General features: G+C 71.9%; 19 protein-coding genes. 8 read left to right on the plus strand and 11 right to left on the minus strand.

The window, feature by feature from the left end; all coding sequences use genetic code 11:
- Positions 1-2: 2 nt before the first annotated feature.
- On the plus strand, positions 3-281 hold the full coding sequence (locus tag N4G70_RS24135) for a hypothetical protein (protein WP_261714789.1): 279 nt from the start codon (positions 3-5) through the stop codon (positions 279-281).
- A 548-nt stretch (positions 282-829) separates the two neighbouring features.
- Here the strand turns inward: N4G70_RS24135 and N4G70_RS24140 are convergent.
- The 4 genes from N4G70_RS24140 to N4G70_RS24155 form a co-directional block, all read right to left on the minus strand.
- Entirely contained in the window at positions 830-1,501 is a 672-nt protein-coding gene (locus N4G70_RS24140) for a LuxR C-terminal-related transcriptional regulator (RefSeq protein ID WP_261714790.1), read from the minus strand.
- A gap of 356 nt (positions 1,502-1,857) precedes the next feature.
- Entirely contained in the window at positions 1,858-3,723 is a 1,866-nt protein-coding gene (locus tag N4G70_RS24145; RefSeq protein WP_261714791.1) for a PQQ-like beta-propeller repeat protein, read from the minus strand.
- 46 nt (positions 3,724-3,769) lie between these two features.
- Positions 3,770-5,503 (minus strand): PQQ-binding-like beta-propeller repeat protein, encoded by a 1,734-nt coding sequence (locus N4G70_RS24150; protein WP_261714792.1) that lies wholly within the window; start codon positions 5,501-5,503, stop codon positions 3,770-3,772.
- 304 nt (positions 5,504-5,807) lie between these two features.
- The gene (locus N4G70_RS24155; protein ID WP_261714793.1) at positions 5,808-7,613 is read right to left on the minus strand and encodes an ABC-F family ATP-binding cassette domain-containing protein; all 1,806 of its coding nucleotides are present in this window, start codon (positions 7,611-7,613) and stop codon (positions 5,808-5,810) included.
- A gap of 130 nt (positions 7,614-7,743) precedes the next feature.
- Here N4G70_RS24155 and N4G70_RS24160 point away from each other — a divergent pair, with 130 nt between their 5' ends.
- From N4G70_RS24160 to N4G70_RS24175, 4 genes are all read left to right on the plus strand, one after another.
- Entirely contained in the window at positions 7,744-8,433 is a 690-nt protein-coding gene (locus N4G70_RS24160; RefSeq protein WP_261714794.1) for a lipoprotein, read from the plus strand.
- 128 nt (positions 8,434-8,561) lie between these two features.
- A complete protein-coding gene (locus N4G70_RS24165; RefSeq protein ID WP_261714795.1) occupies positions 8,562-9,428 on the plus strand; it encodes a helix-turn-helix transcriptional regulator in 867 nt (288 codons plus the stop codon).
- Positions 9,425-9,667 (plus strand): DUF397 domain-containing protein, encoded by a 243-nt coding sequence (locus N4G70_RS24170; RefSeq protein ID WP_261714796.1) that lies wholly within the window; start codon positions 9,425-9,427, stop codon positions 9,665-9,667. The genes N4G70_RS24165 and N4G70_RS24170 overlap by 4 nt, the downstream gene beginning before the upstream one ends.
- 48 nt (positions 9,668-9,715) lie before the next feature.
- On the plus strand, positions 9,716-10,306 hold the full coding sequence (locus N4G70_RS24175; protein ID WP_261714797.1) for a Uma2 family endonuclease: 591 nt from the start codon (positions 9,716-9,718) through the stop codon (positions 10,304-10,306).
- A gap of 2 nt (positions 10,307-10,308) precedes the next feature.
- Here the strand turns inward: N4G70_RS24175 and N4G70_RS24180 are convergent, their stop codons facing one another.
- Together N4G70_RS24180 and N4G70_RS24185 are read right to left on the minus strand one after the other, a co-directional pair.
- A complete protein-coding gene (locus tag N4G70_RS24180) occupies positions 10,309-11,217 on the minus strand; it encodes a 4-(cytidine 5'-diphospho)-2-C-methyl-D-erythritol kinase (RefSeq protein ID WP_261714798.1) in 909 nt (302 codons plus the stop codon).
- 524 nt (positions 11,218-11,741) lie between these two features.
- Entirely contained in the window at positions 11,742-13,190 is a 1,449-nt protein-coding gene (locus N4G70_RS24185) for an FAD-dependent monooxygenase (protein WP_261714799.1), read from the minus strand.
- Positions 13,191-13,305: 115 nt separating this feature from the next.
- Between N4G70_RS24185 and N4G70_RS24190 the strand changes: the two genes are divergently transcribed.
- The gene (locus tag N4G70_RS24190; RefSeq protein ID WP_261714800.1) at positions 13,306-14,298 is read left to right on the plus strand and encodes an Lrp/AsnC family transcriptional regulator; all 993 of its coding nucleotides are present in this window, start codon (positions 13,306-13,308) and stop codon (positions 14,296-14,298) included.
- A 268-nt stretch (positions 14,299-14,566) separates the two neighbouring features.
- On the opposite strand, the gene rsmA is transcribed toward N4G70_RS24190, so the two are convergent.
- The 5 genes from rsmA to rsmI form a co-directional block, all read right to left on the minus strand.
- Positions 14,567-15,430, minus strand: coding sequence for a 16S rRNA (adenine(1518)-N(6)/adenine(1519)-N(6))-dimethyltransferase RsmA (rsmA, locus tag N4G70_RS24195; protein WP_261714801.1), 864 nt, complete (start codon positions 15,428-15,430; stop codon positions 14,567-14,569).
- Positions 15,427-16,848 carry a ubiquitin-like domain-containing protein gene (locus N4G70_RS24200; RefSeq protein ID WP_261714802.1) on the minus strand — a complete coding sequence of 474 codons (1,422 nt, stop codon included), beginning with the start codon at positions 16,846-16,848 and terminating at the stop codon, positions 15,427-15,429. Before N4G70_RS24200 ends, rsmA begins: the two co-directional genes overlap by 4 nt.
- A 136-nt stretch (positions 16,849-16,984) precedes the next feature.
- A complete protein-coding gene (locus tag N4G70_RS24205; RefSeq protein ID WP_261714803.1) occupies positions 16,985-17,857 on the minus strand; it encodes a TatD family hydrolase in 873 nt (290 codons plus the stop codon).
- 84 nt (positions 17,858-17,941) lie between these two features.
- On the minus strand, positions 17,942-18,316 hold the full coding sequence (locus tag N4G70_RS24210) for a hypothetical protein (RefSeq protein ID WP_261714804.1): 375 nt from the start codon (positions 18,314-18,316) through the stop codon (positions 17,942-17,944).
- A gap of 193 nt (positions 18,317-18,509) precedes the next feature.
- Positions 18,510-19,397: a 16S rRNA (cytidine(1402)-2'-O)-methyltransferase gene (gene rsmI, locus N4G70_RS24215; protein ID WP_261714805.1), complete on the minus strand. Its 888-nt coding sequence runs from the start codon at positions 19,395-19,397 to the stop codon at positions 18,510-18,512.
- Positions 19,398-19,473: 76 nt separating this feature from the next.
- On the opposite strand from rsmI, the gene N4G70_RS24220 reads away from it, so the two are divergent.
- Both N4G70_RS24220 and N4G70_RS24225 read left to right on the plus strand, forming a co-directional pair.
- A complete protein-coding gene (locus N4G70_RS24220) occupies positions 19,474-21,249 on the plus strand; it encodes a dolichyl-phosphate-mannose--protein mannosyltransferase (RefSeq protein ID WP_261714806.1) in 1,776 nt (591 codons plus the stop codon).
- Between the two features lie 134 nt (positions 21,250-21,383).
- Complete coding sequence (locus N4G70_RS24225) at positions 21,384-23,012, plus strand: penicillin-binding transpeptidase domain-containing protein (RefSeq protein ID WP_261714807.1); 1,629 nt, start codon at positions 21,384-21,386, stop codon at positions 23,010-23,012.
- Positions 23,013-23,084: the final 72 nt, after the last annotated feature.

Consider the following 23,084-nt stretch of genomic DNA (forward strand, 5'->3'; position numbering starts at 1 on the left):
ACATGTCCGAACTGCACGCTGAAGTCTCCGAGTTGGAGCGCAAGTCCGCGTCGGCGGCGCGGCTCTTCGACATCCGCCGGATCATTGGCGGCCTGTTCACCCTGTACGGGGTGATCGTGGGCGGGGCGGGGGTGTTCGTCTCCGACGCGGATCTGGAGAAGGCGCAGGGGGTGAACATCAACCTCTGGACGGGGGTGGGGATGCTGGTCCTGGGCGTCTTCTTCCTGACCTGGCTGAAGCTCCGCCCCACGGCTCCCCCACCCCCGGCCGACCCGTCCTAGCCCCGCCTTCGGGCGCGGGCCCGCCCCCGACCCCCTGCGCAGTTCCCCGCGCCCCAAATGCCTCTCGGCCTGCGGCCCGGGGTCGCTTCTCGCGCGGTTCCCCGCGCCCCTAAAAGCCCTTCGGTCTGCGGACCACCGGTGGCTGGTCGCGCAGTTCCCCGCGCCCCTAAACCCTCTCGACCCTGCGGATCGTGGTCGCTTCTCGCGCAGTTCCCCGCGCCCCTGGCAGGACCGGTGCGGGCCCGCACGGGCAACCTCAGCCCGTCCGGCGTTTGAGGACGAGCGCCCTTAAGGCGCGAACGGGGTCTGGGGCGGAGCCCCAGGGGCCCCGGCTTCGGGTGCGGACCGTGCGTGGCTGGTGCGCAGTTCCCCGCGCCCCCAAGAACCGTCGTCGCCTGCGGATCGTGGTCGCTTCTCGCGCAGTTCCCCGCGCCCCTTAGCTACCCGGTGCGGGCCGGCGCAGGACACCTCAGCCCGTCCGGCGTTTGAGGACGAGCGCCGTTCAGGCGCGAACGGGGTCTGGGGCGGAGCCCCAGGGAGGGGCGTGCCTAGGTTGGGGGGGTGGCTCGGTCGAGGAGGCCGGTTCGGGCGGCCAGGGCCGCGGCCTCCAGACGGGAACCCACCCCGAGCTTCATCAGGACCCGCTGCACGTGGGTGCGGGCAGTGGAGGGCGCTATACCCATGCCCGCCGCGATCACCCGCGTGTCCTCGCCGTCGGCGACCCGCACCAGCACCTCCACCTCCCGCGGCGTGAGCAGCCGCAACAGCCGCTGCCCCTCGTCGTCGGGCTGCGCGGCGGGGTTGAGGAGTTCGGCGAACGCGCCCTGGAGGAGCCCCGGCGCGACCGCCGCCTCCCCCGCCCTGGCCTTCACCATCGCCCGCTCGACGCCCTCGATGCGCTCGTCGTGGCGCACATAGCCGGACGCCCCGGCCGCGAACGCCGCCGCGATCCCGCGCGGGCTGGGGACCGGGCCGAGCACCACCACGGCGACCTGCGGCCGCTCCCGTTTGATCCGTACGATCGGGTCGAACACCCCCGGTTCGGCGGGCGACGCCGTGCCGAGCAGACACACCTCGGGCGCCCGGCTCACCACCAGCTCGGCCGCGCCCGCGACCGGCGCCGCCGCGGCGAGCACCCGGTGGCCCCGCAGTTTCAGCGCCGAGGCGAGTGCCTCGGCGAGCAGCCGGTGGTCGTCGACCACCATGAGCCGCACGCCCATCGAGCTACCCCCATCCCCCGGGCCCTCCCCGGCTCTTCGAGCCGACGGCAGCCCGCTCGGGCCCCGCTCCCCAGCCCCTCATGCCCCGGCAAGCTACACGCTTGTTCGACGCCGCGCGCCTCTTACCGCCGAGAAGCCCCCAGAATGCCGAATTCTCCGGCATTCGGGCGGGGTTGAGGAAGTACGAGGAAGTGGGAACGGAAGTGAAACGTCCATCTCGGCCGTTTTCCGGCGCCCGCGCGCGCCCCCGACCTGCGGCGAAGGACGCACGGAAAGCTGGCTCGAAAGGGCCGGGAAAAAGGTGAGGGCCCCGCCCGCGGAGTTCTCCGCGGGCGGGGCCCTCACCGGGCGGCGGCTCAGCTCGTGCCGGTCGCCATGAACAGGAACTTCTTGTCGGAATCGCTCGCCGAGTACGGCTTGCTCAGGAGCGTCGCGCCCAGGTACAGGCGGCCGTTGCCGTAGAGGATCTCGGAGAACTTCGTCGAGAACGAGGTGATCGCGCCGCGCACCGAGCGCTCGGCCGGGTTCTCCAGGAGCAGCGTCGACTGGAGGCTGCCGCCGTCGATGCTGACCACCTGGGTGCCCTTGTCGTAGGGGGCGTCCTTGTACGCGATGACGTTGTTGCCGTCCATGCGCAGCGGGTACAGCTTGTAGCCGTCACCGGCGTCCGTCTTGCCGGGTACGGCCTGGCCGGTGGCGAGGTCGAAGGCGACGACCTCGTTGGTGCGGCCCAGCGAACCGGAGCCGGTCGAGGCGTTCTCGTGCTCCTCGGACGGCACGAACAGCTTGCCGCCGCCCGCCACGACCATCGTGCACTTCTCGACGGAGGTGCTGTCGCAATCGGCGGCATACTTGTCGCCGGGGGCCGGGATGCGCGCGAGCAGCTTGCCCGTCTTGTCGTCGACGGAGAAGAAGTCCGAGATGCCACTGCCGTCGCCCGCGCTGTCGCCGACGTCGGCGGCCAGCACAAGCGGCTTGGTGGAGACGATGTGCGCGTACTGGATGCCGGGCAGCATCTTGTACGTGGAGATGGGCTGCCCGCTCTTGGGGTCGAGGGGCTGCACATTGATGGTGGGCTTCTCGTAGTCGCCGCACTTGCGGACCGCCACGAGCGCGTCACCGCCGCCGTATCCGACGTCCTTGCACTGGTCGGCGGTGGTGGTGGGCTTCCACAGCTCCTTGCCGGTGTTCAGGTCCCAGGCCGCGCCGCCGTCGAGGCCACCGGCCGCGACGGTGCCCGCGCCGAGGGTGACCTCGTCGAAGCGCGTCTTGCGGTCGCCGTTGGCTCCCTTGATGTCGGCCTGCCACAGCAGCTTGCCGGTGTTGAGGTCGAGGCCGGCGACCTCGGTGCAGGACGCGTACTTGGCGCCGTTGTCCTGGCTCTCGAAGGCGAACGCGGTCTTGCCGTCGGCCGAGACGTGCGTGGTCGACTGGCAGACGTTGCCGGTCAGCGGGAGCTTCCAGAGCTGGGTGCCCTTGGCGGGGTCGTAGCCGACGATCTCCTTGACTCCGGACTTGACGTACGCCTTGTCGGTGAGCCAGGAGCCGCGCACCGCGGTGAGGTCCTTGACCACGGGCTGCGGGGTCTGGAAGAGCACGTGGGCGGCGGTGTTGGCGGGCGCCTTCTCCTTGCCGCCGCCTCCCGTCGCACTGCCGCCGCTGCCCTTGGCACCGCCGGTGTCGCCCTTGCCGGCCTCGCTCTTGCCGTCGTCCTTGCCGGAGGCGTACCAGATGCCACCGCCGACGATCAGCGCGACCGCGACGACCGCCGCGATGATGATCGTCAGTTGGGTGTTCGGCTTCTTGCCGCCGGGCTGCCCGGGCCCGGGCGCGCCCGGCGCCGGGTACTGCGGCTGCATCGGCTGGGTGGGCGGCTGCACCGGGTAGCCGTATCCGGCCTGACCGGGCTGGCCCGGCTGGCCCGGCTGGCCCGGCTGGTTCGGGTAGCCGTAGCCCGGCTGCTGCTGCGGCGCGGTCGCCGGGTAGCCGTAGCCCGGCTGCTGCGCAGGCGTCTGCGGGTAGCCGTAGGCCGGGGGCCCCGCGGGCGGCGGGGTGCTCGGCGGGCCGGGGGGCGGCGGCGGGGTGGGCGCGCCGAAGCCGCCGGCCGGGGGCTGCTGGGGCGCGCCGAACCCGGGGGCCGGGGGCTGCTGCGGGGCGCCGAAGCCCGGGGGTGTGTCCTCGGGTCGCGGGGGCTGCTGGGGTGGCTGGGGTGGCTGGCTCATGCCGAACGGACCTCTGACTGGAAGGCGGGGAAGGGGAGTTGGGGCGTCACTTGCCGAAGGACAGGATCGAGTTGTCCCGCTCGTCGCCCTTCGGGCTCTTCACCCGCCCGTTGAGCAGGAAGAGACGTCCGCCCGCCCATACCGTGTGGGGGCTGTAGAAGTTCCGCTCGGTGCCGGAGGCGGCCCCCGGGCTCTGGAGCGTGATCTGCGGGGTGCCGCCGGTGGCCGGCAGGGTCGCGACGGCGGCGCCCGCGTCGTCGATGCCGGGTTCGATGTAGAGCACGACCTGGCCGCCGTCGACGGCCAGCGGCGACATCATGCGGCCCTTGGGTGCGGCCGAGTGCCACTTCTCCTTGCCGGTGGCGAGGTCGATGGCGATCACCTCGTTGCTGCGGCCCACGCCGAGGTCGTCCGACCGCTTGCCCTCGGTGGAGATGTAGAGGGTGTTGGCGTCGGCGGCCGTGCCCGAGCAGTCCTGGAGCTGGCGGTCGACGATGCCGAAGCCGCTGCAATTGGCGGTGAGCTGCGCCTTGGAGTCGACCTGCGACCGGACCTTACCGTCAGCGGTGAAGGTGGAGATGTTCCACGTCTTCTTGTCCTTGTTGGTGGCGTACACCACCAGCGGGTCCATCGAGTAGACGCGGCGGATCGTCCAGCCCTTGTCGTACTGGTAGTTCCACTTGCTCTTGCCGGTGGCCGGGTCCAGCTCCTGGAGGAGCTCCGACGGCGGGGAGTCCAGATTGTTGTCGTTCGGGTCGGTGCAGGTGCCCACCGAGATGAGCTTGGGGCCGCCCGCGAACGCGTCGGAGCGGCAGTTACCGGTCTTCGGGGTGCCGTAGAGCTTCTTGCCGTCGGCGATGGAGAAGCCGCTCGCGCCGCCCATGCGGGCCAGCGCCACGGTGTTGCCGCTGATGGCCATGTCGAAGCTGACCATGATGTCGAAGGTGTTCTCGGACGGCACCGGCGCCTTCCAGCCCGCCTTGCCGGCCGCGAAGTCGACCATCTGGAGCTGGTTGCACTTGGCGTCCTTGGTGTTGTTCTCCTGGACGCCGAAGACGATCTTTCCGTCCGCGGTGGTGTCGTGCGGGGCGCCGCAGATGGGGGTGTCCAGAGACACCTTCCACTTCTCCTTGCCGTCGGCGACCGAGTAGCCGACGGCCTCCTTGTACATGGCCTTGACGACGACGTCGCCGACGCGCCAGGGACCGTACTGCGCGGCGCCGTTCTGGGTCAGCGGGGTCTCGTTCTCGTGGTACCAGACGCGGGCCTCGCCGGGCTTGATGCCCGCGTTGACGTCCCCGCTGTCGTCGGGGCGTCCGTCACCCTTGCCGTCGCCCTTGTCGACCGAGGGCGAGCCCGAGGGCGTCGCGCTGTTGGTCTTGTCGGCGACGGGCTTCTTGTCGTCGTCGCCGCCGCTCGTCGCGAGGAACACGCCGCCGCCGACGACCAGCAGGCCCGCGACCGCCGCGGCCACGATCATCGCGGGCTTGCCCTTGAACGGGTTCTTGCCGCCCCCGCCCTGCGGCGGCACCGGGCCGCCCGGGTACTGCGGCTGACCCGGGTAGCCGTAACCGCCCTGCTGGGTCTGCGCATAGGGGTTGCCCTGCGTCGGCGGCTGGCCCGGGGCGCCCGGGTAGCCGTAGCCCGGCTGCGGGGGCGGGCCCTGCGGGTAGCCGTAACCCGGCTGCTGGCCCGGCGCCTGCGGATAGCCGTAGCCAGGTGCTCCGGCCGGCGGGCCCGGCGGCATCTGCGGCGGCTGGGCGGGCGGCGCGGGCGGCATGTGCGGCGGCTGGGGCGGCGGCCCCTGGGGCTGGGCGGGCGGGCCCTGAGGCTTGTCCTGCGGTGCTCCGAAGCCCCCCTGCGGCGGCTGAGAACTGGGCGGCTGGGTCACAACGAGATCCCCCGAATTTGCGTCTTTGCGTCTTTACGTCAGTCGAACGGAGCTACTTTCTATCACTCGGAGCACGGCGCGCCACGGGCCGGTCATCCCTGTTCCCAAGGGAGAACCGGCCCGTAATGCCGCCGTTACTGACTCTGTACGCCGTCTCTACGCGAGCGCCGCACGACGTCCTTACCGCTGTGCCTCAGGAGTCCTCGGCCAGTTCGAGCCAGCGCATCTCCAACGCGTCGCGCTCGACGATCAGTTCACGCAGTTCGGCATCCAGTTTGGCCACCTTGCCGAAGTCCGTGGCGTTATCGGCGATTTGCGCGTGCAGACTCGTCTCGCGCTCATTGATCTTGTTGAGCTGGCGCTCGAGCTTCTGGAGTTCCTTCTTCGCGGCGCGGGCGTCCTGCGCGGAGACGGCGGGCGCCGCCTTCGCCGCGGCCACCGCGGCCGGGGCCGGCGCGGCGGCGATCATCCGCTGCCTGCGCTCCAGGTACTCGTCGATGCCGCGCGGCAGCATCCGCAGCGTGGCGTCGCCCAGCAGCGCCCACACGTGGTCGGTGGTGCGCTCGATGAAGAACCGGTCGTGGGAGATGACCACCATGGAGCCGGGCCAGCCGTCGAGGAGGTCTTCGAGCTGGGTCAGCGTCTCGATGTCGAGGTCGTTGGTGGGCTCGTCGAGGAAGAGCACATTGGGCTCGTCCATGAGCAGCCGCAGCAGCTGGAGCCGCCTGCGCTCACCGCCGGAAAGGTCACCGACGGGCGTCCACTGCTTCTCCTTGGAGAACCCGAACTGCTCGCAGAGCTGACCGGCCGTCATCTCGCGGCCCTTGCCGAGGTCCACGCGGTCGCGGATCTGCTGGACGGCCTCCAACACCCGCAGCGTGGGCGGGAGTTCGGCGACGTCCTGGGAGAGGTAGGCGAGCCGTACGGTCTTGCCGACGGAGACCTTGCCGGCGACCGGCTGGGCCTCGCCCGCGGTGCGCCAGGCCTCGGTGAGCGCCCGCAGCAGCGAGGTCTTGCCCGCGCCGTTCACGCCCACCAGACCGATGCGGTCGCCGGGGCCGAGCTGCCAGGTGAGGTGCTTGAGCAGCAGCTTCTCCCCGGCCTGTACGGTCACGTCCTCCAGGTCGAAGACGGTCTTGCCGAGCCGGGCGTTGGCGAACTTCATCAGCTCGCTGGTGTCGCGCGGCGGCGGCACGTCGGCGATCAGCTCGTTGGCGGCCTCGATGCGGTAGCGCGGCTTGGAGGTACGGGCCGGGGCGCCGCGGCGCAGCCAGGCCAGCTCCTTGCGCATCAGGTTCTGCCGCTTGGCCTCTTCGGTGGCGGCGATGCGGTCCCGCTCGGCGCGGGCGAAGACGTAGTCGGAGTAGCCGCCCTCGTACTCGAAGACGGAGCCGCGCTGGACGTCCCACATGCGGGTGCAGACCTGGTCGAGGAACCAGCGGTCGTGGGTGACGCAGACGAGCGCGGAGCGGCGGGCCTGGAGGTGGCCGGCCAGCCAGGAGATGCCCTCGACGTCGAGGTGGTTGGTGGGCTCGTCGAGCACGATCAGATCCGGCTCGCCGATGAGGAGCTTGGCGAGCGCGATGCGCCGCCGCTCGCCGCCGGACAGCGGGGCGATCACGGTGTCCAGGCCCTGCGCGAACCCGGCCAGGTCGAGCCCGCCGAACAGGCCCGTCAGCACATCGCGGATCTTGGCGTTGCCGGCCCACTCGTGGTCGGCCAGGTCGCCGATGACCTCGTGCCGGATGGTGGCGGTGGGGTCGAGCGAGTCGTGCTGGGTGAGCACGCCGAGCCGCAGCCCGCCCACGTGGGTGACGCGGCCGGTGTCCGGCTCCTCCAGCTGGGCCAGCATCCGGATCAGGGTGGTCTTGCCGTCGCCGTTGCGCCCGACGACCCCGATCCGGTCCCCTTCGGAGACGCCGAGGGAGACTCCGTCGAGCAGGGCACGGGTGCCGTACACCTTGCTGACTGCCTCGACATTGACCAGGTTGACGGCCATTTCACTCCTGAGCAGGGGGATGGATCGTCATCCAGGGTAGTCGCCGCGGACGGTCGGATAGCGTTCGGCCGGTGATCGAGGGATCACGCGAGGGGTGATCCGCGGCAGTGTCCGCGATCACGGGGTTCTTATGAAGGACGAGGGGCGGGGGCTCATGCGGCGCGATGTGGTGCGCGATGGGGTGCGGGGTGCGGTCGCGGTGGTGCTGGCGGCGGCGGTTCTGACGGGGTGCGGCGAGGAGAAGAAGCCGGGGGCATCGGCGGCCCCGTCGAGCCCGGCGAAGCCGTCGCCCACTTCGGGGAGCGGGGCCGCGGCGGCGAAGGCGGGCGGCGCTGTGGGGTCGGCGGGCTCGGCCTGCGCCCTGCCGGCGACGTTCGACCTGGCGGCGAAGTGGAAGCCGAAGCCGGTGGCGGCCGAGGCCGCGGATTCCCCACTGGCCGGCCTGGCCAAGCAGGGTCCGTTCACCCTGGCCTGCGAGATCGACGCGAAACCGGCGGGCCACATCGGCTTCCTGCGGGCCTGGACCATCACCACCACCTCGGGCACGCCCCGCGCGGCCCTGGAGTCGTTCGTCGGCGCCGACAAGAACGCGCGCAAGCCGGCGTACCAGGAGATCAAGGGGGGCTCGCTTCCGGCCACCGAGGTCGCCTACGAGACGTACAGCAAGGTGATGGACGCCTCGAAGCAGGAGCACGCCCTGGCGGTCGTCACCCCCAAGGGCACGCTCGTGCTGCACCTGGGCGGCCTGGACACCCAGGAACACCAGGAGATGCTGCCGGCGTACGAGCTGGCGAAGTCCAGCCTGAAGGCCACGCGGTAGGGCGGCCGACGGTGGGGCCATCCGTACGCTGCGCGAGCGTACGGACACGGAGGGTGGACGGTACGGTCGCGAGCGGTCACCCTGGGTGAGTTGAGCGGGGAGATCAACTCACCGGAAGGTGGCGGCACATGACCGACGACGACGGCGGCGGCGAGCGGGAGCGGGAGCGGGCCGGGGGTGGTGCGGCGGAACCCGTCCCGTCCGACAGCCTCAAGACGTTCGGAGCGTTCGTACAGGGCCTGCGCGAACACGCGGGCCTGACCCGCGAGGAGTTCGCGCGGCTGGTCCGCTACTCCAAACACACGGTGGAATCGGTCGAGTTGGGCCGCCGCATGCCGGACGAGGAGTTCGTGGAGCGAGCGGAGGCGGCCCTCGGCAACACGGGGGCGCTGCGGCGGGCGTTCGGCTATCTGACGCGGCAGGCGGGGTTGGCGACGTGGTTCCGGGAGTGGGCGCGGCGCGAGCGGACCGCGGTGAGCCTGTGCACGTACGAATGCCGGATGGTGCCGGGGTTGTTGCAATCGGAGGCGTACGCGCGGACGTTGTTCGAGAACGCGGTGCCGCCCCTCACGGACGAGCAGGTCGAGAGCCAGCTCGTCGCTCGGATGAAGCGCCAGCGGCTGCTTCGGGAGCGGCAGAACGTGCCGTTCAGCTTCATCGTGTCCGAGGCGGTGTTCCGGGAGCGGCTGGGCGGCGTGGGGGTGACGCGGGACATGCTGGACCATGTGCTGGCGAGCACCGAGCCGCGCAATGTGACGCTGCAAGTAATGCCGTTGGGCTGTGAGTTCCATGCGTGTTTGGACGGACCGCTGCAATTGCTGGAAGGACCTGACGGCCGGCGACATGCGTACTCGGAAGGGCAGCGCAACGGCCGGCTGATCAGTGATCGAAAAGAGGTGGTCCCCCTCCAGCAGGCGTATGACACACTGCGCTCGCAGGCCCTCAACTCAACCAAGTCGCGGGGCCTGTTGGAGCAGATCCGAGGAGCCCTATGAGCACCCCAGAACTCACCTGGTTCAAGAGCAGCTTCAGCGGCACGCAGGGCGACAGTTGTGTCGAAGTCGCGCTCGCCTGGCACAAGTCGAGCTACAGCGGCACGCAGGGTGACGACTGCGTAGAGGTGGCCGTCTGCCCCGACACCGTCCACGTACGCGACTCCAAGGACAAGCAAGGCCCCACGCTTGCGCTCTCCGCCGAGGCGTGGACCGCGTTCGTCGCGGAGCACCGGGGCTGACGTTCGGCCCGAGTTGACGGTGTGCATCAAGCCGCCCGCGGAGGAAACATGACCGCTGACGAACCCCTTGAGCATCGGTGGCCCCGGCCTCCCCGGGACGGCTACACCGTGGGTGACCTGTTCACGCTGCCCGAACTCCCGTCCCGCACCGAGCTGATCGACGCGGGTCTGGTCTTCGCGAGCCCGCAGTGCATGTTCCACGCCTGTGTCGTCGACCTCTTGGTCGACGGCGTGCGGCGTGATCGGCCGGACACGTTGGACGTCATCCGGAACATGACCGTCGTCCTCGACGACCGCAACGGTCTCGCGCCAGACGTCAGCCTGGTGCGAACGGAAGCGGTCACCGGGCCTGACCAGATGAGCTTTCGCCCGCAGGACGTACTGCTGGCCGTCGAGGTCGTCTCTCCCGACTCGGAATCCCGAGACCGCACCACGAAGCCTCAGAAGTACGCCGCCGCCGGGATCCCCAACTTCTGGCGGGTCGAGCGGGGCGGAAACGGCGACGAGCCCGTGGTGCATGTCTACGAGCTCGGCCCCCTTACCAAGGCGTACGTACACATGGGCATGCAGCGAGGACAGCTCAAGGTCGACAAGCCCTGCACCCTTGAGATCGTCCTCGACAGGGCCCGCAGGGACTGAGCTCAGGCGGACGGCACGATCGTCGCGCCCGGGGCCGGTGACGACGCCACCCTCGCGGTGCGGCAGGTGCCGGAAGCGATCAGGGCGGACGCGACCGTGCGGGCGGCCTCCGCGTCGGCGCACAGGAACGCCGTCGTCGGGCCCGAGCCCGAGACCAGGGCCGCGAGGGCGCCCGCCGCCGTACCCGCCGCGAGGGTGTCCGCGAGCGAGGGGCGCAGGGAGAGGGCGGCGGCCTGGAGGTCGTTGGTGAGGGCGCCCGCGAGGGCCTTCGCGTCGCCGGTGCGGAGCGCTTCGAGCAGCGCGGGTGAGGCCTCGGGGGCGGGGGCGTCGGGGGTGAGGCGGTCGAACTCGCGGTAGACGGCCGGGGTGGAGAGGCCGCCGTCGGCCACCGCGAACACCCAGTGGAAGGTTCCGCCGACCTCCAGGGGGGCGAGCTTCTCGCCGCGCCCGGTGCCGAGGGCCGCGCCGCCGAGCAGGCTGAAGGGTACGTCGCTGCCCAACTCGGCGCAGATGTCGAGGAGTTCGGCCCGGGTCGCGTTCGTGCCCCACAGCGCGTCGCAAGCGAGGAGCGCGCCCGCGCCGTCCGCGCTGCCGCCGGCCATGCCGCCCGCGACGGGGATGTCCTTGTCGATGTGGATGTGGACGGCGGGCTCGATGCCGTGCCGCGCGGCGAGGAGCTCGGCGGCGCGGGCGGCCAGGTTCGTACGGTCCAGGGGGACCTGGGCGGCGTCCGGGCCCTCGCAGGTGATGCGGAGGGTCTCGGCGGGGGTCACGGTGACGGTGTCGTAGAGGTCGACCGCGAGGAAGACATTGGCGAGGTCGTGGAACCCGTCCGGGCGGGCGGGGCCCACGCCCAACTGGACGTTGACCTTGGCGGGGACGCGGGCGGTGACGATACGGGGGGTGCTCACGGGGGCCATTTTCCCCCAACCCCGCCCGGGGCTTCGCCCCAGGCCCCGTGCGCGTTTTCCCCACCCACCCGCCCGTGCGACGGGTTGGTCGGTTCCGGGCCCCCTGGGGCACCGCCCCAGACCCCGAGGCACCTTTCCCACCCACCCGCCCGTAAGCGCAGGGTCGGATGGCGCCGGGACCCCTGGGGCTCCGCCCCAGACCCCGTATCGCGCCTTAAGGGCGCTCGTCCTCAATCGCCGGACGGGCTGAGGTGTCCCCATGCGGGCCAGCACCAGTACTGCTAAGGGGCGCGAGGAACTGCGCGAGAAGCGAGCACGGTCCGCAGCCGACCGGGGTTTTAGGGGCGCGGGGAACTGCGCGAAAAGCGACCACGACCCGCAGGCCCGAGAGGGTTAAGGGGCGCGGGGAACTGCGCGACCAGCCACCCGCGGCCCGCAGATGGAGACGGGTTTTTAGGGGCGCGGGGAACCGCGCGAGACGTGGGCGCGGTCCGCAGGCGAAAGCGGGGGCGGGGCCCCGGGGGTTACAGGGGCTCGCCGAACCAGTGGTGGAGGGCCGGCTCCAGGGGCGCCGGGGGCGCCCAGCACACGTAGCCGTCGGGGCGGACGAGCAGCGGCTCGGTCGCGGCGCCCCGGCCGGCCAGGACCACTCGGTCCGACCAGGCCGCGGCGACCTCGCCGTACGCGCCGGCCGGGTCCAGCAGGACACCCCGGCCCGCCCGGAGCAGCTCGTGCACCCGGACCCCGCCGAGGTCCAGATCCGGTACGGGCAGCCCGAGGAGCGGGTGGGACGTGCCGCCCGGCGCCGGATCCCGCATCGGGTAGCGGATGGCCATCCCGGACATCAGGTCCCCCAAATGGTTCTGGACGTCCGGCAGTTGGGCCAGGGACGTAAAGATCTCCCGAGCCGCCAGGACCTCCGGATCGCGGGTGCCGGCCCAGTCCATGAGCAGGCTCTGGGCCCGGACGTTGCGCAGCACGGCCGCCCCGGCCGGATGCCGTTCCGCGTGATACGTGTCGAGCAGGTTCGCCGGTGCCCAGCCGCGTACCGCCGCGGCCAGCTTCCAGCCGAGGTTGAAGGCGTCCTGCATCCCCGTGTTCATGCCCTGCGCGCCGAGCGGAAGGTGGACATGGGCCGCGTCGCCCGCCAGGAAGACCCGCCCGTGCCGGTAGCGCTCGGCCTGCCGGGAGGCGTTGGTGATCCGGCGGGCGTAGCGCAGTTCGAGCAGGTGCACCTTCGTCCCGAAGACCGTGTTGAGGCCGGTACGGATGTCGTCCTCGGTGACCGGGGTCTCCCTCGGCAATGACTGGCCGGGGCCGCCCAGTACCAGGCGGCGCAACGGCCTGCCCTCCGCATCGGTGCCGAGCGGGAACAGCGCCGCCCAGTGCCCCTCCTCGTTCCAGGTGTGCGAGGCGGACGGATCGGCGCCGTCCAACCGCACGTCGGCGGCGACGATCGTCAGCGTGCCGGGCTCACCGGGAAAGGCCGCCCCAAGGAGCGACCGTACGGTGCTGTGGGCGCCGTCGGCGGCGACGAGATAGCGGGCGCGCAGGGACGTGCCGCCCGCGAAGGCCGCGGTGACCCCGGCCCCGTCCTGGGCGAGGCCGACCAGTTCGTGGTCGCGCCGGACGTGGAGGCCGCGCGCGCCGAGGTGCTCCTCGAAGAAGCCCTCGATCACCACCTGCGGCACGGACCGCCAGGGCAGGCGGTGCCGGTCCGAGGAGTGCGGGAGGGGAACCCCGGCGAAGTGGCCGGTGGTGACGGGGTGGTCTCCGGTGGCCAACAGGGGCTCCAGGAGCCCTCGTTGGTCGAGCACCTCCAGTGTGCGGGACTGCACGCCGCCCGCCTTGGACAGTTCGCTGCGGCGCGCCAGCCGGTCGACCAGCACGGTCGACACCCCTGCCGTCAGCAGCTCGTTGGCCATCGTCATTCCGGTCGGGCCGGCGCCGACGACGAGTACTTCGGTGTCCATGGACTCTCCTGTGACTGGGTCGATGGGGACGGCGCCAACGCTGCGCCGACCGTGCCGAACGCACCAGAAACAGGCCCGATTGTGCTGGTATCCGACACCCACTAGCCTTGGCGCGGTGGAATCCGACTACGACGAGCTGGACCGGCGGCTCGCGCACGCCTTGCAGATCGACGGCCGCGCCCCGTTCAGCACCATCGCCGAGGTGCTGGGCGTATCGGATCGCACCATCGCCCGCCGGTACGCCCGGCTGCGGGCGGCCGGGGCGGTACGGGTACTGGGCGGGGTCGACCCCACCGCGCTCGGCGCCGTCCAGTGGTTCCTGCGGGTGCGGTGCGCGCCCACCGCGGCACTGCCGGTCGCCGAGGCGCTGGCCCGGCGCCCCGACACGTCCTGGGTGAGCCTCAGCTCCGGCGGCACCGAGATCACCTGCGTGGTGCGTACCGAGAGCGAGGCCGACAGCGAGGCCCTGCTGCTGGCCAAACTCCCCCGCACGCCGCGCGTGGAGGGCGTCACCGCGCACTCCGTGCTGCACGCGTTCTACGGCGGGCCGGACAATCTGGTCGGCAAGCTGGGGTCGCTGGACGCGGAGGCGATCGAGCGCCTGCGCCCGCCTCCGCTGCCGCACCGCCCGGGGCCGGTACGCCTCGACGACGGCGACCGCACGCTCCTCACGCTGCTGGCCGCCGACGGGCGGGCCGGGTTCGAGGAGTTGGCCGAGGCGACCGGCTGGTCGCCCACGACGGTCCGGCGCCGGATGGCGGAGCTGCGCGAACACGGCGTGCTCTACCTCGACCTCGACGTCGACTGGCGCATGTTCGGCGGGCACGCCCGCACCCTGCTCTGGCTCTCGGTGGCCCCCGCGCACCTGGAGGAGGCGGGGCGGATCCTGGCCAGCCATCCCGAGATCGCGTTCGCCGCGGCCACGACGGGGCCGACGAATCTGTACGCGAGTGTGGTGTGTGCGGGGCAGCGGGAGCTGTACCGGTACCTGACGACGCGGGTTGCCGGGCTTCCGGCGGTCACGCACGTCGAAACGGCCCCCGTGATCCGCACCATCAAACAGGCATCCAACCCCCGGGGCTCCGCCCCGGCCCCCGCTCGCCCCTGAAAGCCCGGCACCAGCCCCGCCAGGGGCGCGGGGAACTGCGCGACCAGCCACGCACGGCCCGCAGGCGCCCCGGGGCTCCGCCCCAGACCCCGATCGCGCCTAAAGGGCGCTCGTCCTCAAACGCCGGACGGGCTGAAATGCCGCCCAGCACCGAGCAGTTGAGGGGCGCGAGGAACTGCGCGAGAAGCCACGCACGGGCCGCGGCCGAACCGGATCCCCCGGAGGGTCTCGGGAAGGGGCGGGGTGGGGAAGAACCACCCCGGAAGACCTAGCTCGGCCGGTGTTCCGCAATCGCCGCGAATTCCTCCACCGTCAGCGCCTCCCCCCGCGCCTGGGGCGAAACCCCGGCCGCGACCAACGCCGCCTCGGCCGCCGCAGGCGACCCCGCCCACCCCGACAACGCCGCCCGAAGCGTCTTGCGGCGCTGCGCGAACGCCGCGTCCACGACCGCGAAGACCTCCGCCCGGGAGGCCGTCGTGGCGACGGGGGCGGCCCGGCGCACCAGCGAGACGAGGCCGGAGTCGACGTTGGGGGCGGGCCAGAACACGTTGCGCCCGATCGACCCGGCCCGCTTGACGTCCGCGTACCAGTTCGCCTTGACCGACGGCACCCCGTACACCTTGTTGCCCGGCTTCGCCGCGAGCCGGTCGGCGACCTCCGCCTGGACCATGACCAGGGTGCGCTCGATGCTCGGGAAGCGGGCCAGCATGTGCAGGAGCACCGGAACCGCCACGTTGTACGGGAGGTTGGCGACCAGGGCGGTGGGGGGCGGGCCCGGCAGGTCCTGGACGAGCATCGCGTCGGAGTGGACCAGGGAGAAGCGGTCCGCGCGCGCGGGCATGCGGGCCGCGATCGTCGCGGGCAGCGCGGCCGCGAGGACGTCGTCGATCTCGACCGCGACGACGCTGTCCGCCGCTTCCAGGAGCGCCAGGGTCAGCGAGCCGAGACCCGGCCCCACCTCCACCGCCACGTCGTCGGGCCGGACCTCGGCGGTCCGCACGATCCGGCGGACCGTGTTGGCGTCGATGACGAAGTTCTGGCCGCGCTGCTTGGTGGGGCGTACGCCAAGCGCTGCGGCCAGTTCACGGACGTCGGCGGGGGTAAGGAGTGCGTCGGGTTCAGTGGTGCTCACCGATACAGCCTACGGCCGCAGTGCGGCCACGGGCTCGACCCCCGGGTCACGAACAGCTTCTTCGCCCGGTACGTCTGCTCGCCGGCCGGTGCCTGTTCGGCCCGGCCGGTGCCGCCGAGCGCGTGCCAGGTGCCCGGGTCGAACTGGTAGAGGCCGCCGTAGGTGCCCGAGGGGTCGAGGGCGTGGGGGCGGCCGCCGGACTCGCAGTGGGCCAGGCCGCTCCAGTTGAGGTGGTCGGCGCCGCCCACCGAGGAGGGCAGCGCCTTGGTGCCGACCTTGACGCGCTGGGTGACCGGCTCACGAACGATCTCCTCGGCGACCTTGCGCGGCTTCTGTTTGACGCCGTTGACGGTCCGCAGCGCGTAGGTGACCTTGCGGGCGCCCTGCTGTCCCCGGCGGACCACGACCTGGGTGCCCGCGAACAGCGTGGCGTCCTTGGTCTTCTCGACCCGGAAGGGGATGGGCTCCTCGCGCACCTCCTTGGTGCCGCTGATCCGCATCACGGTGACGGTCTGGCCGTCGCGCGGGAAGGAGGCGGGCGGCACGGAGGTGGTGTCCTGGCCCTGGAGGGAGATGCCCGCCTCCTCCAGGGCGTCGGCGACGGTGGCCGCGTTGGTGCGCAGGGTGCGTTCGTGGCCGTCCGCGAGGAAGGTCACCGAGCGTTCGGTGCGCACGTCGAGGGCGAGGCCCGCGCGGCCGATCTCCGAGGAGCGGGACGCCGACAGATAGGCGCCCTCGGCGCGCACCCCGAGCTGGCGCAGGGCGCCCTCGACGGTGCGGGCGGTGGTCCACACCTGGCGGCGCTGTCCGTCGAGGGTGAGCTGGACGGGGCGGCCGTAGCGCACCACGACCTCGTCACCGGCGGTGAGGGCGGCGCCGGGGCCGGGCGCCACGAGGTCGTGCGCGCCGACCGGCACGTGTTCGTCGGCGAGGAGTTCCTCGACGCTATCGGCGAAGGTGTGCATGGTGTGCGGCACGCCGTCGACGGTGAGCTTGACGGCCTTGTCGTTGACCAGGAACGCGGAGGTGCCGCCCGCCAGGAACGCCACGACCAGGGCCTGCGGGACGAGGCGGCGCAGCCGGTCGGGGCCGGGCGACTTGCGGCGCCGGGCCGCCCGGCGCGCTCCGCCCCGCCCGCCCGTGTCCTCGTCCTGGTCCGGTGCCTGGCCCAAGGGTGGCTCGGGGGCGGGGCGCGGGGCGATGTGGGTGTCGTGGTCGGCGTAACCGGGGGCGGGAATGCCGGAGCGGGGCGCGAAGGAGGCGTAGGGGAGTGTGGGCGAGGCGTAGGGGGGCGTGGCGGACGCTGGCACGTCGGGGCGGGGGGCCGCGCCGGGGGTGCCGTAGGGAGGCGTGGCCGTGGCGGTTGCCGCGCGGCGGCCGCCCCGTGCGGCTCGGTGACTTCCCTGCGAATTGCTCACGACGCTCCAGGGTCCGGTCCGATGGTGCGGGCCGGGACACTAGCGGAGCGGTGGTCACTCTCCAAAGCAGCTCGACTACGGAGGGTCGCGCGGCTACCCTGCGCGCCGCCTCACGACGGCCGGATTCCGTTATCCCTCAGTAATCAAACGCGCGCGCGGTGTTGTCCGCGATCGCCGCGGCCAGCACGTCTTCGCCGATGTTCCGGACGGCCGCCATGGCGCGCACCGTGACCGGAATGAGATACGGCGCATTGGGCCGTCCGCGGTACGGCACCGGCGTGAGGAACGGCGCGTCGGTCTCGACGAGAACGAGTTCCAGCGGGGCGACGGCGAGCGCGTCGCGCAACGGCTGGGCGTTCTTGAAGGTCATGTTTCCCGCGAAGGACATGAAGTACCCGTATTCGGCGCAGAGTTCGGCCATTTCCGTGTCGCCGGAATAGCAGTGGAAGACGGTCCGTTCGGGAGCGCCTTCCTCGCGGAGAATGCGCAGCACATCCGCGTGCGCCTCGCGATCGTGAATGACGAGGGCCTTGCCGGTGCGCTTGGCGATCTCGATGTGGGCCCGGAAGGAGCGCTCCTGGGCGGCCTTGCCCTCGGGTCCGGTGCGGAAGTGGTCGAGGCCCGTCTCGCCGACCGCCTTGACCCAGGGCAGCGCCGCGAGCCGCTCGATCTCGCCGAGGGCCTCGTCGAGCGCGCCCTCGCCGCCGGGGCCCCGAGCGCCCTGGCGCGACCAGCCGTCGGGGTCGCCGTGGACGATACGGGGGGCTTCGTTGGGGTGCAGGGCGACGGCGGCGTGCACGGCCGCGTACGCCTCGGCGGTGTCGGCCGCCCACTGGGAGCCCTTCACGTCGCAGCCCACCTGGACCACGGTGGTGACGCCGACGGCCGCGGCCTTCTCCAGGGCCTGCTCGACCGTGCCGTCCTGCATGTCCAGGTGGGTGTGCGAGTCGGCGACCGCCACACCGAGCGGTTCGGGCAGGGGCGGCGGGGCATCTTTGGCGGCACTCATGCGCCGATCCTACGAAAGGACGCGCGCCGCCTCTCCCCCGCGCCCGGCCCCCCGCCCGGTGCGCTCACGCGGGACGCGAGGGGGTCACTTGCGGTGGAAGGGGTGCAGGAGGTCCGACAGGTGCCAGTGGTGTTCGGGCTTGGCGGGGGTGCCGGCCTCGTCCTGAGGTCCGGGCGAGGGCTGGGTCGGCGCGGGCGCGCGGTGCTGGATCATCCCCTGCTGCGCGGACGACACCCGCCCGGAGCGCATGATGCGCACCACGTGTCCGCCGCAGTTGAGGCAGGTGGGGGCGGACAGCGGGGAGGGCACCCGCTCGCCATTGGCCTTGTAGACGACGAACGCCTGGCCCGTGGCGTCCACGTGGTGCTCTATCTCGTACGCCTGCTCCCAGCCATATCCACACCTCATGCACGCGAAGGCGTATGCCTCGTGTGCCGTGGTCTCAGCGATCTCACTCATGTGCCGGCTCCTCTTGTCCGCTGGACAAGCTCTTGCGAGCGCTCTTTACGAGCGGGGGCGAAAGGTCCCCCGATCCAGGAGACGCCTTTCGCGGCCAAAACGCATCAGGGGCTGTAGAGAGTTGGTGTGGTCTTGGCCTTTCCTAGGGCTGGGTGCTTTTGTCCGCCCCGGTGCGCGGCCCGCGTTTTACTTTTTACGATAGTCCTTTACCGTCCGCAGGGCTCTGACGTGCCGCGTTCTTTGCCGCCACCACCGCGTCGAAGACCTCGCGCTTGGGTAGACCGGTCTCGGTCGCGACGGCCGCGATGGCCTCCTTGCGCCGCTCCCCCGCCTCCTCACGGATCTGGACGCGCCGGACCAGCTCCTCGGCGTCGAGTTCGGCGGGCCCGGTCTGGGGCGCCCCCTCCACCACCACGGTGATCTCGCCGCGCACGCCCTCGGCCGCCCACGCCGCCAGGTCCTTCAGCGGGCCGCGCTTGACCTCCTCGTACGTCTTGGTCAGCTCCCGGCACACCGCCGCGCGCCGCTCGGCGCCGAACACCTCGGCCATCGCGGCGAGGGTGTCGTCGAGGCGGTGCGGGGCCTCGAAGTAGACGAGCGTGCGCCGCTCGCCCTCGACCTCGCGCAGCCGCCCGAGCCGCTCGCCCGCCTTGCGCGGCAGGAAGCCCTCGAAGCAGAACCGGTCCACGGGCAGCCCCGACAGGGCCAGCGCGGTCAGCACAGCGGAGGGCCCCGGCACCGCCGTGACCTTGATGTCCTTCTCGACACAGGCCGCGACCAGGCGGTAGCCGGGGTCGGAGACCGACGGCATGCCCGCGTCGGTGACGAGCAGCACCCGGGCGCCGCCTTCGAGCGCCTCGACCAGCTCGGGGGTGCGCGCCGACTCGTTCCCCTCGAAGTACGACACGACCCTCCCCTGGGTATGCACGCCGAGCGCCTGGGTCAGCCGGCGAAGGCGGCGGGTGTCCTCGGCGGCGACGACATCGGCCCGCTCCAGTTCGGCGGCGAGCCGGGGCGGGGCGTCCGCGGTGTCGCCGATGGGGGTGCCTGCGAGTACGAGTGTTCCGGTCACACCGACCATCCTCGCAGCCCCGCGGAGCCGGGGCCGCCGGGCCCGGCCACGGGACTCCCACAGGGGAGTTCCCTACGATGGCGCGGTGACCAGTACTGCGCCACCGACCCTGCCGGGCCACGATGCCGGGGACGAACCGCCTTCCTGGCCGCACCACATGCGCCGGTTCGGCCATGTCGTGCGGCCGAGAACCGGGCTGCGCGAGCGCCTGGTGCCGCCGTACACGCGGCCGTCCGGGCAGTTGTGGACGGTGCTCGGCATCGGGCCGCTGTGGGCGGCGCGCATCGTGCGCTGGTCGGCGTGGGCCGGGCCGCTCCTGGTGACCCTGGTCGCGGGGGTCATGCGGTTCTGGCACCTGGGCTCGCCGCACGCGGTGATATTCGACGAGACGTACTACGCCAAGGACGCCTGGACGCTCATCAACCACGGCTACGAGGGCGACTGGCCCAAGGACATCGACAAGTCGATCCTCGCCAACCCGGACCTCATCTCGGTGCCCACCGCGCCGGGTTATGTGGTGCACCCGCCGGTCGGCAAGTACCTGATCGGCATCGGCGAGAAGATGTTCGGCTTCACGCCGTTCGGCTGGCGCTTCATGGTGGCCGTGCTCGGCACCCTGTCGGTGCTGATGCTCTGCCGGATCGGGCGCCGCCTGTTCCGTTCGACGTTCCTGGGCTGTCTGGCGGGCGCGCTGCTCGCCGTCGACGGGCTGCACTTCGTGATGAGCCGCACCGCGCTGCTCGACACAGTCGTCATGTTCTTCGTCCTCGCGGCCTTCGGCTGCCTGGTGATCGACCGCGACCGCGTCCGGGCGAGGCTGGCGGCCGCGCTGCCCGAGGACGAGGAGGGGCTGCTGCGCCCGGACGCGGCGATCGCGGCCGGGGTCCGGTTCGGGTGGCGGCCCTGGCGGATCGCGGCCGGGATCATGCTGGGCCTGGCCTGCGGAACCAAGTGGAACGGCCTGTACATCCTGGTCTTCTTCTGTGTGATGGCCGTCCTGTGGGACGCGGGCGCCCGGCGCACGGCGGGCGCGGTCAGCCCCTACCGGACGGTCCTGCGCCGGGACGCGATCGGGGCGTTCTGCTCCACGGTGCCGGTCGCGATCGCCACCTACCTGGTGTCGTGGACGGGCTGGTTCGCCACCGACAAGGGGTACGGGCGGCACTGGGCGGACGGCCGCGCGGGCCTCTCCCCCGACCACGTCAAGCTGCCGCTCATCGGCACGGTCAACCATCTGCCGCAGTTCGACATGAGCTGGGTGCCGGCCGCCCTGCGCAGCTTCTGGCACTACGAGACCGAGGTCTACAGCTTCCACGTCGGCCTCACCGAGGGCCACACCTACCAGTCGAACCCGTGGAGCTGGCTGGTCCTCGGCCGGCCCGTCTCCTACTACTACGAGAGCCCCAACCCCGGCTCGGACGGCTGCCCTTCGGGCGCGGGCGCCAAGTGCGCGTCCGAGGTCATCGCGCTGGGCACCCCGCTGCTGTGGTGGGCCGGCTGCTTCGCGCTCCTGTACGTCCTGTGGCGCTGGTTCTTCCGGCGCGACTGGCGTGCGGGCGCGATCGCGTGCGGCCTGGGGGCCGGGTATCTGCCCTGGTTCCTGTACCAGGAGCGGACGATCTTCTTCTTCTACGCGGTCGTGTTCGTGCCGTTCCTGTGTCTGGCCGTGGCGATGATGGTCGGCGCGATCATCGGGCCACCGGGCGCCCCGGAACGGCGGCGCGCGGTCGGCGCGATCGGGGCCGGCGTGCTCGTCCTGCTAATCGTGTGGAACTTCGTCTACTTCTGGCCCATCTACACCGGTACGCCGATCCCGCTGGACTCCTGGCGCGGCCGGATGTGGCTGGACAGCTGGGTGTGACACCGGTCGCGTTCCGGTAACCGTTCGGACAACTGCGAGCCCCACTGTCACTCCCGTCCCGTAGAGTCGCCCCCAAGTAACCCGTTGAACACGTTCAAGGGGTTCGGGGGACTCCTGGGGAGGGGAACTGCGGGATGCGCAGTGCAGCGAAGGTCGCCATCGTGGGCGGAGTGTTCGTGGTGGTGGCCGGCGGAGTGGCGTACGGGGGCTACACGCTGGTGGGCGGGGGCGATGACAAGGGCCCGGGCGGGACACACACCCAGGGCGCGCCCGCGCGCACCGGGCCGCCGACCGAGGACGAGATCAAGCAGACCTCCAACGACTTCCTCGCCGCCTGGGCCAAGGGCGACGCGGAGCGGGCCGCCACGCTCACCAACAACCAGCAGGGGGCGTCGACCGCGCTCACCGGCTTCCGCGACCAGGCCCACCTCACCCATGTGACGGTCACCCCCGGCGCGCCCAACGGACCCGTCGTGCCCTACACGGTCAAGGCCGACGTCTCGTTCGAGGGCAAGACGGCTCCGCTGTCCTACGCCTCCCAACTGACCGTCGTACGCGGCCAGTCCACGCACAAGGCGCTGGTCGACTGGCAGCCCGCGGTGCTGCACCCGCAGCTCAAGGCGGGCGAGCACCTGGTGACCGGGCAGGCGCGCAACCCCGAGATCCAGGCGGTCGACGACAAGGACCGCCCGCTGACCAAGGAGCAGTTCCCCTCGCTCGGCGCGATCCTGGACGGGCTGCGCGAGAAGTACGGCGCCAAGGCCGACGGCACCCCGGGCATCGAGCTCCAGATCCAGGGCGACAACACCACCCCGGCCCGCACCCTGGTCACCCTCCAGAAGGGCACCCCGGGCAAGCTGAAGACGACCCTGGACGCCGATGTGCAGGCCGCGGCCGAGAAGGCGGTCCAGCATTTCGGGGAGTCCTCGGTGGTCGCGGTGAAGCCCAGCACCGGTGAGATCCGGGCCGTCGCCGACAACCGGATCGACAAGTTCCCCGCCTCGCTCCAGGGCCGGGTCGCCCCCGGCTCGACGATGAAGATCGTCACGGCGGCGATGCTGATCGAGAAGGGCAAGGCTGCCGCCGACAAGCCGGCCGAGTGTCCGTCCAGCGCGATGTGGCAGGGCGTCACCTTCCACAACCTGGACAACTTCTCGATGGACGGCCAGCCCTTCTCCAAGAGCTTCGCCCGCTCCTGCAACACCGCCTTCATCAAGCTCGTCGACGATGTGAACGACGACGGGGCGCTGGGGCGCGTCGCGGCCGACTACTTCGGCATAGGCCAGGACTGGAAGGTCGGCGTGCCGTCCTTCGACGGCAGCGTGCCCGCGTCGGCCGGCGCGGAGACCGCGGCCGCCTACATCGGGCAGGGCAAGGTGCAGATGAGCCCGCTCGACATGGCGTCGATCGCGGCGACCGCGAAGTCGGGCCAGTTCCACCAGCCGGTGATCGTGCCGCAGTCCCTGGACGGCCGCGCGCTCGCCCAGGCCGGCCCGCTGCCGTCGGGCGTCGCCGCCCAGCTGCGGGACATGATGCACATCACCGCGACCGCCTCCTACGGGACCGCGACGCAGGCCATGTCCTCCGTCGGCGGCGCCAAGGGAGCCAAGACCGGGTCGGCCGAGAAGGACGGGCAGAACAAGTCGGACAGCTGGTTCACCGCGTACAGCGACGACCTGGCGGCCGCGGCCCTGGTGCAGTCCGGCGGGCACGGCGGTGACGCGGCGGGACCCATCGTCGCCCAGGTCCTGCGCGCCGGCTGAGACCCGCGCGCCCGGCCGGGACCATCGGTCCCGGCCTCGACCCGCGCGCCCGGCCGGTCCGTCGGCCGCGGG

Origin of the sequence: Streptomyces sp. ASQP_92 (genome assembly GCF_025399895.1) — a bacterium.
Taxonomy (GTDB): domain Bacteria; phylum Actinomycetota; class Actinomycetes; order Streptomycetales; family Streptomycetaceae; genus Streptomyces.

Coding starts and splice junctions, on each gene's coding strand:
- N4G70_RS24135 (WP_261714789.1), top strand. CDS start 3: ATGTCCGAACTGCACGCTGAAGTCTCCGAGTTGGAGCGCAAGTCCGCG.
- N4G70_RS24140 (WP_261714790.1), bottom strand. CDS start 1,501: ATGGGCGTGCGGCTCATGGTGGTCGACGACCACCGGCTGCTCGCCGAG.
- N4G70_RS24145 (WP_261714791.1), bottom strand. CDS start 3,723: ATGAGCCAGCCACCCCAGCCACCCCAGCAGCCCCCGCGACCCGAGGAC.
- N4G70_RS24150 (WP_261714792.1), bottom strand. CDS start 5,503: ATGCCGCCCGCGCCGCCCGCCCAGCCGCCGCAGATGCCGCCGGGCCCG.
- N4G70_RS24155 (WP_261714793.1), bottom strand. CDS start 7,613: ATGGCCGTCAACCTGGTCAATGTCGAGGCAGTCAGCAAGGTGTACGGC.
- N4G70_RS24160 (WP_261714794.1), top strand. CDS start 7,744: ATGAAGGACGAGGGGCGGGGGCTCATGCGGCGCGATGTGGTGCGCGAT.
- N4G70_RS24165 (WP_261714795.1), top strand. CDS start 8,562: ATGACCGACGACGACGGCGGCGGCGAGCGGGAGCGGGAGCGGGCCGGG.
- N4G70_RS24170 (WP_261714796.1), top strand. CDS start 9,425: ATGAGCACCCCAGAACTCACCTGGTTCAAGAGCAGCTTCAGCGGCACG.
- N4G70_RS24175 (WP_261714797.1), top strand. CDS start 9,716: ATGACCGCTGACGAACCCCTTGAGCATCGGTGGCCCCGGCCTCCCCGG.
- N4G70_RS24185 (WP_261714799.1), bottom strand. CDS start 13,190: ATGGACACCGAAGTACTCGTCGTCGGCGCCGGCCCGACCGGAATGACG.
- N4G70_RS24205 (WP_261714803.1), bottom strand. CDS start 17,857: ATGAGTGCCGCCAAAGATGCCCCGCCGCCCCTGCCCGAACCGCTCGGT.
- N4G70_RS24210 (WP_261714804.1), bottom strand. CDS start 18,316: ATGAGTGAGATCGCTGAGACCACGGCACACGAGGCATACGCCTTCGCG.
- rsmI (WP_261714805.1), bottom strand. CDS start 19,397: ATGGTCGGTGTGACCGGAACACTCGTACTCGCAGGCACCCCCATCGGC.
- N4G70_RS24225 (WP_261714807.1), top strand. CDS start 21,384: ATGCGCAGTGCAGCGAAGGTCGCCATCGTGGGCGGAGTGTTCGTGGTG.